General features: G+C 35.3%; 13 protein-coding genes. 5 read left to right on the top strand and 8 right to left on the bottom strand.

Annotated features, from left to right (window positions below; genetic code table 11):
- Positions 1-1,928: 1,928 nt before the first annotated feature.
- The 3 genes from GM552_RS01785 (at position 1,929) to GM552_RS01775 (ending at position 4,185) form a co-directional block, all read left to right on the top strand.
- Entirely contained in the window at positions 1,929-2,114 is a 186-nt protein-coding gene (locus GM552_RS01785; RefSeq protein WP_155565017.1) for a hypothetical protein, read from the top strand.
- 196 nt (positions 2,115-2,310) lie between these two features.
- Positions 2,311-3,291: a cation diffusion facilitator family transporter gene (locus GM552_RS01780; protein ID WP_230882724.1), complete on the top strand. Its 981-nt coding sequence runs from the start codon at positions 2,311-2,313 to the stop codon at positions 3,289-3,291.
- A 21-nt stretch (positions 3,292-3,312) separates the two neighbouring features.
- Positions 3,313-4,185 carry a cation diffusion facilitator family transporter gene (locus tag GM552_RS01775; RefSeq protein WP_155565016.1) on the top strand — a complete coding sequence of 291 codons (873 nt, stop codon included), beginning with the start codon at positions 3,313-3,315 and terminating at the stop codon, positions 4,183-4,185.
- A 102-nt stretch (positions 4,186-4,287) separates the two neighbouring features.
- On the opposite strand, the gene GM552_RS01770 is transcribed toward GM552_RS01775, so the two are convergent.
- The 8 genes from GM552_RS01770 to GM552_RS01735 form a co-directional block, all read right to left on the bottom strand.
- Positions 4,288-5,352, bottom strand: a complete 1,065-nt coding sequence (locus GM552_RS01770; protein WP_155565015.1) for a WD40 repeat domain-containing protein — start codon at positions 5,350-5,352, stop codon at positions 4,288-4,290.
- A 25-nt stretch (positions 5,353-5,377) separates the two neighbouring features.
- Positions 5,378-6,484, bottom strand: a complete 1,107-nt coding sequence (locus GM552_RS01765; RefSeq protein WP_155565014.1) for a GTP-binding protein — start codon at positions 6,482-6,484, stop codon at positions 5,378-5,380.
- Positions 6,468-7,793, bottom strand: coding sequence for an O-antigen ligase (locus GM552_RS01760; protein WP_155565013.1), 1,326 nt, complete (start codon positions 7,791-7,793; stop codon positions 6,468-6,470). Before GM552_RS01760 ends, GM552_RS01765 begins: the two co-directional genes overlap by 17 nt.
- Before the next feature lie 316 nt (positions 7,794-8,109).
- The gene (locus tag GM552_RS01755; RefSeq protein WP_155565012.1) at positions 8,110-9,126 is read right to left on the bottom strand and encodes an ABC transporter substrate-binding protein; all 1,017 of its coding nucleotides are present in this window, start codon (positions 9,124-9,126) and stop codon (positions 8,110-8,112) included.
- A 118-nt stretch (positions 9,127-9,244) separates the two neighbouring features.
- Positions 9,245-10,306, bottom strand: coding sequence for a tRNA 2-thiouridine(34) synthase MnmA (gene mnmA / locus GM552_RS01750; protein WP_155565069.1), 1,062 nt, complete (start codon positions 10,304-10,306; stop codon positions 9,245-9,247).
- A 4-nt stretch (positions 10,307-10,310) separates the two neighbouring features.
- Positions 10,311-10,625, bottom strand: a complete 315-nt coding sequence (locus tag GM552_RS01745) for a ferredoxin family 2Fe-2S iron-sulfur cluster binding protein (protein WP_155565011.1) — start codon at positions 10,623-10,625, stop codon at positions 10,311-10,313.
- A 47-nt stretch (positions 10,626-10,672) separates the two neighbouring features.
- The gene (locus GM552_RS01740; RefSeq protein ID WP_370533578.1) at positions 10,673-11,824 is read right to left on the bottom strand and encodes a cysteine desulfurase family protein; all 1,152 of its coding nucleotides are present in this window, start codon (positions 11,822-11,824) and stop codon (positions 10,673-10,675) included.
- A gap of 46 nt (positions 11,825-11,870) precedes the next feature.
- Positions 11,871-12,992 carry a cysteine desulfurase family protein gene (locus GM552_RS01735; protein WP_155565009.1) on the bottom strand — a complete coding sequence of 374 codons (1,122 nt, stop codon included), beginning with the start codon at positions 12,990-12,992 and terminating at the stop codon, positions 11,871-11,873.
- Between the two features lie 383 nt (positions 12,993-13,375).
- Between GM552_RS01735 and GM552_RS01730 the strand changes: the two genes are divergently transcribed.
- On the top strand, positions 13,376-14,032 hold the full coding sequence (locus GM552_RS01730; RefSeq protein WP_110439421.1) for an alpha/beta hydrolase: 657 nt from the start codon (positions 13,376-13,378) through the stop codon (positions 14,030-14,032).
- Between the two features lie 138 nt (positions 14,033-14,170).
- Positions 14,171-15,679 carry an APC family permease gene (locus GM552_RS01725; protein WP_155565008.1) on the top strand — a complete coding sequence of 503 codons (1,509 nt, stop codon included), beginning with the start codon at positions 14,171-14,173 and terminating at the stop codon, positions 15,677-15,679.

Genomic DNA, 15,679 nt, shown 5'->3' with positions numbered 1-15,679 from the left:
ATAGATAAATGAAAAAATAAAATTCTCATCTATTTGTAAAACAGACATCCATTTTATTTATGGAATAAAATTCGCAATATTTCTTGACTTTAATTGAGTATACATAATATGTAGTTATTATTTTATGAAAATTAATCATGAAGTTTTTATAAAAATCACTTTATCATTCTAGTTATTTAAAATTTCTTGTATATTTTTTGAAATATAACCTAGCATAAATTCACTATCATCAAGTAACATATATGTAAATAATAAATAATTAGATATATATATTAGAAAAATATAAGATAAAACCAAAATCTCGAATCGAATATTATTTTACCAATTCTTTATGTAAAAATTACATTTCAATAAAAGAATAATAAATTTGGAAAAAACCAACTTTAAAAAACCTTGATTTTAATGAATATTGTTCAAATATAATATTTTATATATGAAATTATCAATAATATGGAATCAATTTAATGATCTTATTTTTACATGGACAAAAAAAATAAGTTTCATAAATCCAATTTTCTTTGTATATTTGTAATCAGCATTCGACAGATAGTGTCGAAGCGGCCGGATCAGATGCTGCAACATACTGACCCGACCTAATCATAACAGAAGAGGAATTTCTGCAATGACTGTCTGTGATATTTATCATATTTTATATGATAAGACTATGGTTTTTATTACCATGTGGAAAAAAGTCAGCTTTGTTTTGGTAATGATTACTTGTACAAAGAGTGGAAACATTTATCTGTTGAATGCTATTTGGCAGTTAATTCGTAAATGTAGTGATTTAACCATGATAATAAAATGTAATATAAAACATTTATCTTTTAATTGATTCAACATAAATCTTCTATATAGTAAAATATTTTATTAACTTCATTTTAAATATTTTATTTTGACTGTCCAATTTTACATTTTAGTTTAAAAGGAGAATAGAAAAAATATTTTATATTAATCAATTATAATTTGCTTCTGCATTTTTAGAAATAAGGAAGCCTGAAAAGTAACATTCTTTAATTTATTTTCATATTGTTTCGGTTTGTTTTTTCTAAACTTGCATATTATTAACGTTGTCGAAGTCTTTAATTTAGAAAAAACAAACCAAACTGTATTTTCTAAATCAAATTAATGAATTGGTAAATCATACAAAATCAGTGATTTTGTTATTTCTATAAAACTTTTCGTGAGCTCAATATTATAACATAAAGAATTTTATTTTATTTAATTATCCTCGCTAATATAAACCATTATTGGCACTAAAAAATTGATATACATGATTTATTCAATATAAAACTATTAAAAAAAGACTGAAAATAAATTATTTTCAGTCTTTAATAAAGTTAGTCTTTCAGGAAGTTTACAACATTTAAGGAGAGGTATCAAAAACTTAAACGATAAAACATCATATAATTTCAAAAACAACCAATTACAAGTAACATTTTCTTAAGCTGGAACCATATCTTATATCTTTCTTTCAAAAACGTTAATAACATTATTCTAGATATACCTTCCCTCAATAATTATTTATAATTTTTATACTTTTTTTTATTTGGAGCTTATAATCTAATTTCTTTACCTACCCATGCTTCCAATGATTTTCAGATGTTCTCTATCCATTTGAAATTCACAAAAAATAAATTCAAGGAAAGCATCTCAGTCTATAATATTATTATCATTTTTTGTACCAAACCAATTTCCTGATGGTAACAGTTATATAATTCTACCAAAGAGAAAGATAATTTCTATCTATGAAAATATTGCAGCTATCAATCTTTCTTTGATATAAAAAACTAGCTGTGAGAAATATAATCGCAGTTTATAAACAACAATGTCATATAATAGCTTTTCCTAATCATAATGGTCAAATTTTTTAATGACAAGATTCCTAATACAGTTCCTTATGACCAACCTCACAAGTAATAGCCCAGACCTTGATAACCGCTCATAGAAAAGATTCTGCCATTCAACAAATTTCTGATAATAATCGATTACCTGTTCACATCGAGGCGGGTAATTGCGTTGTTCAATCTTTTATAAATAATAGTGATAAGGAATACTATCATCGTGGTTACGTTAACGAAGAAGCACAAATTTTCTTAACATTCATTCCCGATTAATATTTGGATTTTTTTATAATAAACAAAACACAGTATTTACATATAAAACCAATTTAAAACTTGATTGTCAGATTTGATATAATTTAGATAAATTTTTAAAAATAAAATTAGGCTAATCAAATTAAATTTTTTATAATAAGCGTTTAACAATATGGTTAATCTTATTTTATAACTAAAAAATTATAGGGATTTAATCTTGAGCAATTTGGATCATTCCACGCATGACATGCATCAATTCAATCATTCCCACTTGCATGATCATGCACATGAACATATCCACGGTCATCACCATCATGTTCCACAATCTTTTGGCAAGGCCTTTGCTCTAGGAATTAGCCTTAACTTAATTTATATTTGTGCCGAAACCATATGGGGCATTTTTGCCAATTCTCTAGCCTTAATTGCTGATGCCGGTCATAATCTATCAGATGTTTTTGCCTTGGCCACCGCCTGGGGGGCCTCATATTTAAGCAAAAAAAAACCCTCTCCCAATTTTACCTACGGATATCGTCGAACCTCTATCTTGGCTTCTTTAAGTAATGCAATTTTATTGCTTATTGTTACGGGAGGAATTATCTGGGAATCAATTGAACGCTTTTACAAACCTGCAACTGTTACAGGTAAAACAGTAATTTTAGTCGCCTTACTCGGTGTTGTTATAAATGGAATAACCGCATTAATGTTCCATTCCGGACAAAAAGAGGATCTTAATATTAAGGGCGCCTTTTTGCACATGGCCTATGACACCCTTTTATCGTTGAGTGTTGCCGGGGCAGGGATTATTATTTTTTTCACCCATTGGAATATGCTTGATCCCATTACCAGCTTGATTGTCGCTGCAATAATTATTTGGGGAACTTGGTCTTTATTGAAAGATTCAGTTACACTTGCCATGGACGGTGTCCCAAGCAATGTTGACGCTTTCGCCGTGGAAACCTATTTACGCTCCCTTCCCAATATCATTGATTTACATGATCTACACATCTGGGCTTTAAGTACAACAGAAACCGCCCTAACTGTTCATTTGGTCAGTAATACCAATCAACATTCTGACCAGTTTCTGAATATGGTTGCACAACGCCTCAAGGAAAAATTTAGAATTAATCATTCAACTTTCCAGATCGAACAAAAAAATGAAGCCAGTTTTTGCAATCTGGCGGACATTAATACTGTTTAACCTTAAACTTATAATTACCTTATGATCTTTAAAATAATAAAGAATAAGAAAATCCTATTCAGTCTTGGGAGTTTTCTGGTTAGTCTTGTAGTTTTTTTTCTTAAATATCTGGCATGGAAAACAACACTCAGTGTTGCTTTTTATTCTGACATGCTTGAAACAACAATCAATGTGTTAGCCGCTATTTTTGAAATATTCGCAATCACCATTTCGACCCAACCAGCCGATAAAAACCATACTTATGGACACTATAAAGCCGAATATATTTCTGCCGCCGCCGAAGGTTTATTAGTAATAGTAACATCAATTTTAATTTTTTACGAAGCCTGGCAAGGATGGAAAAATCCCCAATTTCCCATGGCGCCTTTAAAAGGAATTATTATAAATGGAACAGCTGGACTTGTTAATCTGTTCTGGGCAATAACACTTATTCGTGTAGGTAAAAAATATTTTTCTGCAGTCCTTATAGCAGGTGGACAGCATGTTCTTTCCGATGTATGGACAACTATCGGATTAATTGTAGGTTTTACACTTATTCCAATGTTTCAATGGGCTGCACTTGATGCCCTAATGGGCTTTTTCATTGCTATTAATATTTTACGTATAGGCTTTGGCATCATAAAAAATTCTATTAATGGCTTGATGGATAAAGCTCCTGACCCTCAAACCATTTCCAGTATTTATAAAATAATTCAGGCAAATGCCCCTGAAGCAAAAGAATTCCATATGGTCCGTTTTCGTCAGGTTGGCAATTTGATTTTTATTGATTTTCATTTGGTTGTGTCTGGAGACATGAGAGTGAAAGAAGCCCATAAAATATGTGATCGTATTGAACACGCTTTACAAAAAGTAATTGGAAATGTTTCAATAAACATTCATGTGGAACCAGAATAATTTTTTTAAATTCTGATCAACTACTTGTTCTGAAACATGATATCTCATCCATATAAATAAATCCTGGACAGAAAAAAGGATATGGCTGATTATTTTTTACAACTATTTTTTTTCAGATAAATCAATTAGAATAATATAGCCATCATCAGTGCCAATATTTAATAAACTGCCTTCTTTATTAAATTGTAAAGCCGTAATTTCTCCAATGGATTTTTTAGATCCTAAATTTACCGGAACAACTTTCTCGTCGCTGATTCCGATTAATAATATACTACCATCCAAAAATCCAGCAGCAACCATATCATAGGTCGGATGACATGCCACTACCATACAACAACTTCCAGGAATACCAGGCAATTCCACAGGAGGTTTTCCCATTGGACCGCCTCCAAAAAACTGCCATAAAACCACCGGTTCAGCTCCACTGGTTGCCAACCATTTTCCATCAGATGAAAAATTTAGAGATTTTACTTTGGTTGTGTATCCACTCATTCGCATATTGTGTCCGTCTGAAATACGCCAACCATGTAAATCATGATCTTGCATTGATGTTACCAACGCCTCTTCTTTAGGATGTAAAGTAATCCCTGTATGACTACCTTTCCATGTAAAATCCTTAATTTTTACAGGATTTTTATAATCAGCAGACCATAAAGTGGCACCATTATAATAAGAACTGGCTATTTTTGCACCATCCAAACTGAAAACCAAATCACTAACTCCAGAAGAATGTTCAAAAATTCTATATGGCTCTGTAAAATTATCTTTATATAAATGAATTTCTTTTCCTGTAATAAAAGCGATTTTATTTTGTTTCCTTTCCTTATCAGTCCAAGAAACGATTTTATCAATCCAACGTCTGGATTTTAATAATTGTTGAGGTTCCTTCCCGGGAATGATTCTTATTAGTTTATTATCATCACCAGAAGTAACAAAACCTGAAAAGGTCAAATCTTGTGATAAAGATAAAATCCCTCCATCATGAGGTTGAACTTTATACCAATAATCTGGATCATTATTGTGAATCAAAGGAATAATCCACAAATCTCCATCTGCCGTTGCAAAAGCACTATACTGTTCATCCCAAGATGTAGCACAGGCGATAATCGTGCCTTCCACTTTTTTAAAAGAACCCCGACTTTCGATTAATTGTAACGGCTGATTCATTCCATACTTTCCAGTCACAGATTTGTTAATCTATACATTTAAAAAATCCCTCACGTAGAGATTTCTCATCTAAATTCCGGCCAATAAAAACCAATCTGGAACAACGATCCTCTTTTGTCTTCCAAGAACGGATGAAATTTCCCTCTGCCATCATATGAACAGCTTGAAATGCAAAACATCGATCGTCATGCTTAAAATTCATAATTCCTTTGGTTCTCAATATATCCTTTCCAAATTTCTGAAGAACCATGGACATCCATAAATTAAAACGTTTTCCATCTAATGGTTTATCTTCCATAAGTGAAATACTCGTCACACCATCACCATGAGAATGTTGTACGTGGTCATGGTCATGGTCATGGTCATGGTCATGGTCATGGTCATGGTCATGGTCATGGTCATGGTCATGGTCATGGTCATGGTCATGGTCATGGTCATGGTCATGGTCATGGTCATGGTCATGGTCATGGGATGATAAGAATTTGGGCTCTAACGTCAAGGCTCTATTTAAATCAAACCCCCCAAGATCCAGAATTTTCATAAGGGAAATATTTCCTTTTTCCATTTCATATAAAGCAACCATCGGATTGATTGTACGAATTCTTTTTTTTATAGCAATTAATGATCCCCTATCAACCAGATCAACTTTATTCAACAAGATTACATCCGCAAAAGCAATTTGATTAACTGCCTCCTTACTTTCATCCAATGTCTTCATCACATGAAACGCATCAATTACGGCAATCACCGCGTCAAGACGAGTTTTGTTACGAATATCCTCATCAACAAAAAAAGTCTGTGCTACGGGCGCAGGATCAGCCAACCCTGTGGTTTCAATAATTATTCCATCAAAACTTCTTTGTCTTTGAATAAGCTTGTTGAGAATACGAACCAAATCGCCTCGAATTGTACAACAGACACATCCGTTGCTCATCTCAAATATTTCTTCATCCGCATCGACTATTAAATCATTATCAATACCTAATTCACCATATTCATTAACAATAACGGCATATTTTTTATCTTGCTGTTCCGTTAGAATACGGTTTAGTAAAGTTGTCTTCCCCGCTCCTAAATAACCCGTCAGAACAGTTACAGGTATTTTATTTTTTTCTTTATGATCCAATTCCATTATCAACCTTCAATGCTGCCTTATGATTACCATAATCCCAACTATAAGATAAACCTAGCCCCAAGAGTAGAAAAAACCATCCTCCCAAGGGTAAATTTCCGAAACTTCCTCCAGCCGCAAATGGCCATTCGTGAACTAAAACCGCAGCAAATAATCCAACACGCCAGGAATTTTTAACCGCATCTTTCAATGATAGCAATTTGGACGTTAATCCCTTTACCAAATTAACCCACCATAAAAATACCATGTAACAAAACAAGATTAATCCGGGAATTCCTGCATTTACAAACATTTCAATATAATGATTATGAGGATGGGGCAAACAAATCTCTGCCCCTTTTCCATCCCCATGTCCAATTGCAATTCCCCAAAAGGACAATCCATGAAAATAAATCGGATTGGCACAAAAATGACGATAGGCATCATATCCCAAACCCGTCCAGGGATTTGACAATCCCATAATCATCGCCCGTGTATAGATCAATCCATAATTATCAGAGGAAAAATGTGCCATTTGATGGATAAATAAAGTCACCAAATGATGATAGCTCTTAGGCGATAAAAATGATGTTGCACCCAGTATTAATGGAATACAAATTAACATTGACAAAACGATTGTCCGTAAGGGACGTAACCAATACAAGGATACAACTATTCCGAAAACAAAAAGAATAAATGGCATTCTTTGACCGGCAAAAGCCATCATCAGTATAGCAAACAAGATAATGAATAAAGCGACCAGATTTCCCCGCCATCCTTTTAAACGATAAATGCAATAAATACTCAAACTTAAAGTAATTGGCAACAGTAACCTGGCCAATGGTCCTGCCGCTCTAGGATGATGATATGGACCTGTCAGTGTACCGTCGAAATAACGTGGCGCTCCTACAATATTATATCCTGTAATAAGCTGGCATAGCATATTCAAAATAATATAAGTCGCACAGGCAATCAAAACATAAGATAGCCATCGCCTGTATTTCTCATCAGTTAAAACCCAGACCTGAAGTGCCGCAGCAAAAAAAATAAAACGAATTAATACAACAGCCTGGATCATCATTATGTTATATTGAAACAATCCAAAGGGAATAGTACACAATAAAATCCACCCCCACCAGAGAAATGCAATAATCACCCAATTTTGTTTTCCCCAGTCCCATTGTTTGTTGATAAAAGAGTAAATTACAAAACATATTGCTATATAACTGATCAACCCATCCGCTATACCCCGTAAATGCGTTAAAAAAACAGGCAAAATTAAAACAGCGAACAGTGTCGACTTATTGAGAAACTTACGGACAGATTCCATAACCCAAAGGCTCTCCGGTTTAAGAACAGGAATTAATTAGAAAACATTACGCAATGAAATAACAGCCTGGAAATCACAACGTAAATCAAATACATCAATAATAAAAGATTTCATATTATGTAAAATATTAAATCTCAACATATTCTTTTTTAAACATGAAATTCAAATTAGCAATCTATTAATTTTATTCAGATAAAAAACAAAAATAAGATGATTATTATTAAAATACTATACTTGAAACAGTTAATAAATTTTTTAATCCTACATTAATTTCTTTATATTGTTCAATTTAATGTAAAAAAAATTGTAAAATCAATTAATTATTTTTATTATTTTTTATAAAACTGTCATAAACATAAATCAGGTAATCAGGTAAAATATCAGGCATAATTTTCTGAGCCTTCATAAACAAACCAATTTCATCAAACTCCTTCGACAAATAACGTGACATTATTAAAGATTGCTGAGTTTTATCAAGATAAGTCTGCTGTTTTAACAAGCTGCAAACTACTTCCGGTGATTTATCTAATAATTGGGCAAGCTGGCCAACCTCCGGAGACTGAGGAGTGAAATAGACTATATTTTGCCTATTATCATCGATATTTTTCAATATTTTTTTTACAAAACTTTCCATCCAAAAAGGTTGATCTGAAATAATCTCATCCATCACAACCCATACCTGATATGTTGGATACCCCCATTTTGCCAACTGTGATGAATCTACTAATACATGTCCATCCTTGACAAACGGTAAAACTGTAGTTCCGTCAGCATAGGCCCCATCAATTTCATTTTTCTGCCAAGCTTGTGTAATTTCATTATAATTCATATTTACCAGATGAATTTTTTCAACAGGAATATCATTATGCTGCAAATAACGTAACAGACTATAATAACTGCTTGTCATGAAAGGTACCGCAATATTTTTACCAACCAGATCTTGAGGAGTATCTATATGTTTCTGGTTTTTTACGATTAAGGCGCTTTCTTTACCATATTGCCGATCAATTGCGATTACACGTCCCTGCAAACCAACCGTTATAACTGACAAAAAAGTAACCATATCTACTGGAACGGCATCAACCTGACCAATAGACAAATTATGCAAGGCTTTAAAATCGTCGTCATATTTTTTCCAGGCTATTGTTTCCCTGGCAACTTTTTGATGTTTTTTATCCAATTGAATAAAACTGGCGATATCAGCTTGATTTTTCCATCCAATTCGAAATTCCGCATTAGCACTTCGTAAGTTGAAAAAACATATCAAAGCAAAAATTGCTATCAGCCATACAATCAAAGAAAATCGTTTGGAACCTACATAAAAACAGTGCATCAACGGAAAATCTCGCTACGTTAAATAATTTATTAACTTACTAAAATAATATCTGATTTAATAACTGAAATTCACTTTAAAAGTAAAGTTTAACCTAAAGTAATATCAAATTAAATTTTTACAGAATAAATCCACCTCCTAAAACACGTGTCCCTTGATAAAAAACACATGCCTGACCAGGTGCTGGGTTAGCGGCCGTTTCCAATTCTACTCTTACCTTATCCTTTTTTTCAATTATAACTTTAGCAGGTCGTTCCTGATCCCGCGCACGAATCTGAACATTACAATATAAAAATTCAGTAGGCACAGGAATAAGCCAGTTCAAATCGCGTAAATAGAATGTTTGACAAATATTGTTTTGTTTTGGACCAATAACGATTCTTCTTTTTTCGGATTCAATTCGCAACACCATTTGTCGCTGCCCATCCCGCATGGCAAGATTACCCAACCGTTTTGTTTGACCAATGGTATATTTAGCAATACCTTCATGATGACCAATCACAACGCCCTGCTCGTCAACTATCTCGCCTGGCATAACACCTTCTGGTGCCAATTTCTCAACAATTTTTATATAAGAATTATCTGTAACGAAACATATGTCCTGGCTATCCGACTTCTGAGCAACAGCCAAATGAAAACGTTCGGCTTCTTCCCGAACTTTATCTTTATTTGGCATGTCCCCTAAAGGAAAACGCAAATATTCAAGCTGTTCAAGGGTGGTGGCGAATAAAAACCATGATTGGTCTCGACTTAAATCAACTGGACGGTGCAACTCTGGACCATTTTTTCCCACAATTCGACGCACATAATGACCTGTTGCCATCGCTTCTGCCCCAAGCTCTCGCGCCATTGTCAATAAATCCGTAAATTTGACTCCCTGATTACAGGCAATACATGGAACAGGCGTTTCTCCCTTTTGGTAAGATTGTGCGAAACGTTCAATTACCGTTGTTTGAAAACGGTCTTCCGCATCGACAACATAATGCGGGATACCCAGCTTTTCTGATACCCTACGTGCATCCCTGATGTCCTGACCAGCACAACAGGCACCTTTTTTAACCACACCTCGCGCATCATAAAGCTGCAAGGTGGCACCAAAAACCTCATGTCCTTGTTCTTTTAGAAGAGCAGCCGTAACGGAACTGTCCACTCCGCCCGACATTGCAATCATAATACGCATTGGTTCAGGATAACTTTGGCAAGCGAACAACCAAACCATCTAATTCTTCTGTCATAATAATCTGACAACCCAATCGAGAGGTTCTTTCCAACCCAAAAGCCATATCCAGCATCTCCTCCTCTTCTTCTGCGGCGGGCTTTAATTTATCCCACCATGATTCATCAACAATTACATGACAGGTCGCACAAGCCAATGATCCCTCACAAGCACCTTCAAGATCAATTCCATGCTTATGCGCTATTTCCAATACTGAAAGCCCTACAGGAGCATCCACCTCACGACGTGTTCCATCTTGTTCAATAAAAACTATCTGTGGCATTTTATAGAATTCCTTATTTAAAAACCAATTAATATTCTGATTTTAACTCATGTCCCTTTTCTTACATCATACCATGCTGAATAAAGGTCATGAACGGTTTCAACGACTTCTTGTTTTGTTGTCATCCGACCAAAAGAAAGACGGATACTAGATAAAACTTCTTGTTCTGACAATCCCATGGATTGTAAAACATAGGATGGCATAGAAACATGATTGCATGCTGAACCTGTTGATAAACATAAATGAGGAATTCTTGCCAAAAGATCAAGGGCCTTAACCTCTGGAAATTGTAGATTAACACAATTTGACAAGGCACATTCGATTGATCCATTAATTTTAAGTTGTGGAATTCTTGCCTGCAATTCATTTATCAAAAAATGTTTATAAGATGCCAAACGCCTGATTTCTTCATTTCCCTCATTCTGGAATAGCGAAAATGCCTTACCCAAACCAACAATCAAGGGAACTGGCAAAGTTCCTGATCGAATTCCTCGTTCCTGATATCCTCCATAAAATAAAGGTTCCACCCTTACCCGAGGTTTACGTTTTACATATAAAATGCCAATTCCTTTGGGCCCATAAATTTTATGCCCGGAAATTGAGGCAAGATCAATTCCCCAGGAGCGCAACTGGATTTTTTCAGATATTTTTCCACAAGCCTGAGACAAATCACAATGAAAAAGAGCGCCATATTCATGAGACAATGCCGACAAATAAGGAATGTTCTGTATAACTCCTGTTTCATTATTAGCGGCCATGACACTGACTAATATTGTTGGAACCTGCAATGCCGCTTTCAAACTATCAGGATCAATCAATCCATCGGATTGAACTGGCAAAATAAAAGGATCAGCACCAATGGACTGTAAATTCTGGACTGTTTCAAGAACGGATTTATGTTCAGTCGCAATCGTGATAACCCGTTTGGTCTTGGGATAATGATCAATTAGATAACGCACACTACCCTGCAAGGCAATATTATTGGATTCAGTCGCACCAGAGGTAAAAATAATTTCTTGAGAAACCACCCCGAGCATTTCGGCAATATCGGCGCGAATCTTATCAATGGTTTCAGCAACATATTTACCCAATATATGCTCTGAATTGGCATTTGCAAAATTATGCACAAAATAGGGTAGCATCGCTTCAACAACACGTTCGTCACACGGTGTGGTCGATTGATAATCAAGGTAAATCACCTTTTCTTTTATCTTGTTTTTTCCTGAAAAATCCATTTTCTATAGATTATGAATCCTTTAACTTTTGAATCAACTGGCCATAAACATGAATAAAAGTTTCAACATCTTTTTGCTGGATATTCCATGGTAAAGATACACGGATCGTACAATCAGCCAATTCTTCCAACCCCATTGCTGATAAAACAGGTGAACGCGATAATTTTCCTGAAAAACATGCCGATCCCGTTGAGACACAGAAACCAGCCATATCCAAAGCCATAAATAATTTTTGCGCTGAAACTCCAGCATAAGCTATAGAGGATGTATTATCTAAACGTTCAGCTTCCTCGCCACAAATGACGGCTCCATATTTTTTCACTTCTTTTTCCAAATAATTACGTAATTTTAAAATATTGGAACGATCTTCTTTACAGGCCTCTTTTGCGGCAGTCATCAACCCTATAATTGCCGGAACAGCCAGAGTTCCTCCCCTTCTTCCCTGTTCCTGTCCTCCTCCACTAAAAAGAGGATTTATCTTTTTCGCATTTCTTTCATGACCAGCCAATAACAATGCGCCTACCCCTTTTGGACCTCCCATTTTGTGAGCTGAAAGAATCAGGCTGTCCGCTCCGATATCTTCCAAATTGAACATTATACGTCCAGCAGCCTGAGCTGCGTCTACATGAAGAATTGCACCATAATCATGACAAATTTTTGCTGCCTGTTGAATGGGATGTAATACACCTGTCTCATTATTGGCCAGCATTAAACACACTAAGGGAGGTATTGACGTTTTTTTTAGTGCATCTTCTAAAAAGTTAAGATCGACAATGCCCTGCCGTGTTACAGGTAAAATTTTTTTTGAAAGGTCAATCTGCATGATTGCAGGATGTTCCGTAGCTCCCACCCAAAGAGGACGTTGTTGATTGCCTTCACCAATCTGACCATGCACAGCCAGTACATCTGCCTCTGTCCCACCAGAGGTAAAAATACAATTTTGAACGCTCCCCCCGAATAATTCGACCAAGGTTTCTCTTGCATCTTCCGTTTGATTATAAATCTTGCGTCCCATTTGATGAACAGACGTTGGATTACCAGTCTGCTGCATGATATCCACCATTGCAGATATAACTGAAGAGCGCATGGGCTCACTGGCATTCGCATCTAGATATATAGATTGTCGTATCATTTCATTTATAATCCAATTTATTATATTAAACCATGAATTCCAAAATTAACCCGCATAATTTATTGCATTACAACAATAATTTAATTAAATCTGTATTTAATTTACAATATATAAATACAAATATGAACCCTGTTACCTTATAATAGAAATATTTTCACAGATTTACTGGTAAATAAGCAAAGATAAAGGATATGTTAACCTTGTCCGATCACCATATCGCTATTGATTTTTCATTTATATTTTATAGATAAGACAAAAACACTTTCACTTTATAAGAAATATCTTTATAGAGATAAACTGTTTTTATTGTTTTCCTACACTCACTTATATTATTGTTAAATCTTACAAATTGTGCCAGTTTTAATAGATAAACGGATCGTTCTATGCCAGAGGTAATGTTTGCAGGCCCAGCAGGTCGTCTTGAAGGACGCTATCACCATTCCAGTCAACCTAACGCCCCCCTTGCCTTAATCCTACATCCCCATCCTCTGCAAGGTGGGACAATGAATAACCGAATTGCCTATACAATGTATTGTGCATTCCAAAAAATGAATTTTTCTGTACTACGTTATAATTCCCGTGGTGTTGGACGGTCTCAGGGACAATATGATGGTGGTATTGGTGAAATATCCGATGCGGCAGCGGCCCTGGACTGGTTACAGATGGCGAATACAAATTCCAGGGAATTATGGATCGCGGGGTATTCGTTTGGAGCCTTTATTGGAATGCAGCTCTTGATGCGTCGTCCTGAAATACAAGGATGGATCAGCATCGCGCCATTGGCAAACCACTATGATTTTAATTTTCTTGCACCTTGTCCATGCAGCGGTTTGATGATCGCAGGAGAATCCGACAGCATTGTCCCATTGCAGGAAATTGACAAACTTGTTGAAAAACTTAACACTCAAAAAGGCATCAAAGTTGCCTATAATACAATCCCTAATGCCGATCATATTTTTGCCGATCAAACTGAGCAGATCGAAAAAACAATTACCAATTACGTTAAGAAAATTTTAAAGAACAGATCTGATCAACCTTAGATTAACGTTGTTCTTTTTATATCTCTTTAATTTTCCCGAATTAGATACATTTTATGTTAGGCAAAATATCTGAATTTTATTTCATCATAAAATGTTGTCTTTCTTTTGGTTTATTACCTAACCCTTTACACAAAAAATATGGCCTTTTTCTCTAAACGCAAATCACTGGAACAACTTACACTTGATTCAAAAAAACATGGTCTAAAACAATGTTTGGGTCCATGGCGTTTAACAATGATTGGGGTCGGCTCTACCATTGGCGCAGGCATTTTTGTCATGACAGGAACAGCTGCGGCTAATTTTGCTGGACCAGCAATTCTTTTATCCTTCATTATTGCTTCAATAGCATGTTTATTTACTGCCCTTTCCTATGGTGAACTGGCATCCACTATGCCGACTGCAGGATCGGCATACAGTTATGCCTATACATCACTTGGTGAAAAATTCGCTTGGATTGTTGGATGGTTACTGTTGTTGGAATATGGAATATCGGCTGTATCAGTTGCCTCAGGATTTTCAAGTTATAGTGTTTCCCTACTAAAAGATTTCCATATTCATATCGCTTCATGGCTACATAATCCCATGATTCAACCTGCAATTGGTGGATATGGAAAAGGAATTGTATTTGTTAAGTCCCTTGACCTGATTGGAGCAGGATCTGTTCTGATCGCAACCATCTTCCTCTTATATGGGGTTTCCGAATCAACAACAATTAATGCAATAATCGTCAGTTTAAAAATCGGAGTATTAATTCTTTTTATAATTTTGGGATTTCACTATATTAAACTGGAAAACCTGACACCTTTTATCCCCTCCTCAACAGGTCCGATGAATTTTGGAATCAGGGGCATTTTTCGGGCAGCCTCAACAATTTTTTTTGCCTATATAGGCTTTGAAGCTGTTTCCACAGCCGCATCAGAAGCAAAAAATCCTAAAAAGGACGTCCCCTTTGGAATCATAGCTTCCTTGTTTGTTTCAACCATGATCTATATTGGTGTAGCGCTAATTTTAGTCGGGGTTGTTCCTTATAGAAAATTAAACATTTCTGATCCACTGGCCCTGGCAATTGATTATATGAACATGCCAAACTTAGCCTGGATTTTGAAATCTAGCGCAGTTATCGGACTTTGCTCAGTAATGCTCGTTTTGCTATATGCTCAAAGCCGCATTTTCTACATCATGGCACAGGATGGATTGCTTCCACCAATTTTTAGCAAACTTCATCCTAAACATTGTACACCTTGGATAGGAACCATTATCCTCAGCCTCAGCATCGCCATTACAACAGCTTTTTTACCTATTGATATCATAAGTGACCTAATCAGCCTTGGAACCTCTCTGGCATTTGGTATTGTCTGTTTCACGGTTATATGGCAGCGGAATGTTCATCCCAATATTCATCGACCCTTTCAAGTACCCTTTGGTGGATTCAAGATTAGAAATATCTGGATTGGCTATATTCCCGTTTGCGGCATCCTATGTTGCCTGACCATGATTTTTCCCTTGATCATTGACATGATTTATTCCCTAATTAATCACAATCCACTTCCACTGCTCTTAATGTTTATTTATAGTGTAATCGGTGTCTTTGGCTATTATTATTACGGACGCAAACATTCAATTCTATCCAGTTCAAAAGAAAAATGA

Source organism: Commensalibacter sp. ESL0382, assembly GCF_009725775.1.
GTDB lineage: Bacteria > Pseudomonadota > Alphaproteobacteria > Acetobacterales > Acetobacteraceae > Commensalibacter > Commensalibacter melissae.
This window is presented reverse-complemented; position numbering and strand designations above follow the sequence as displayed.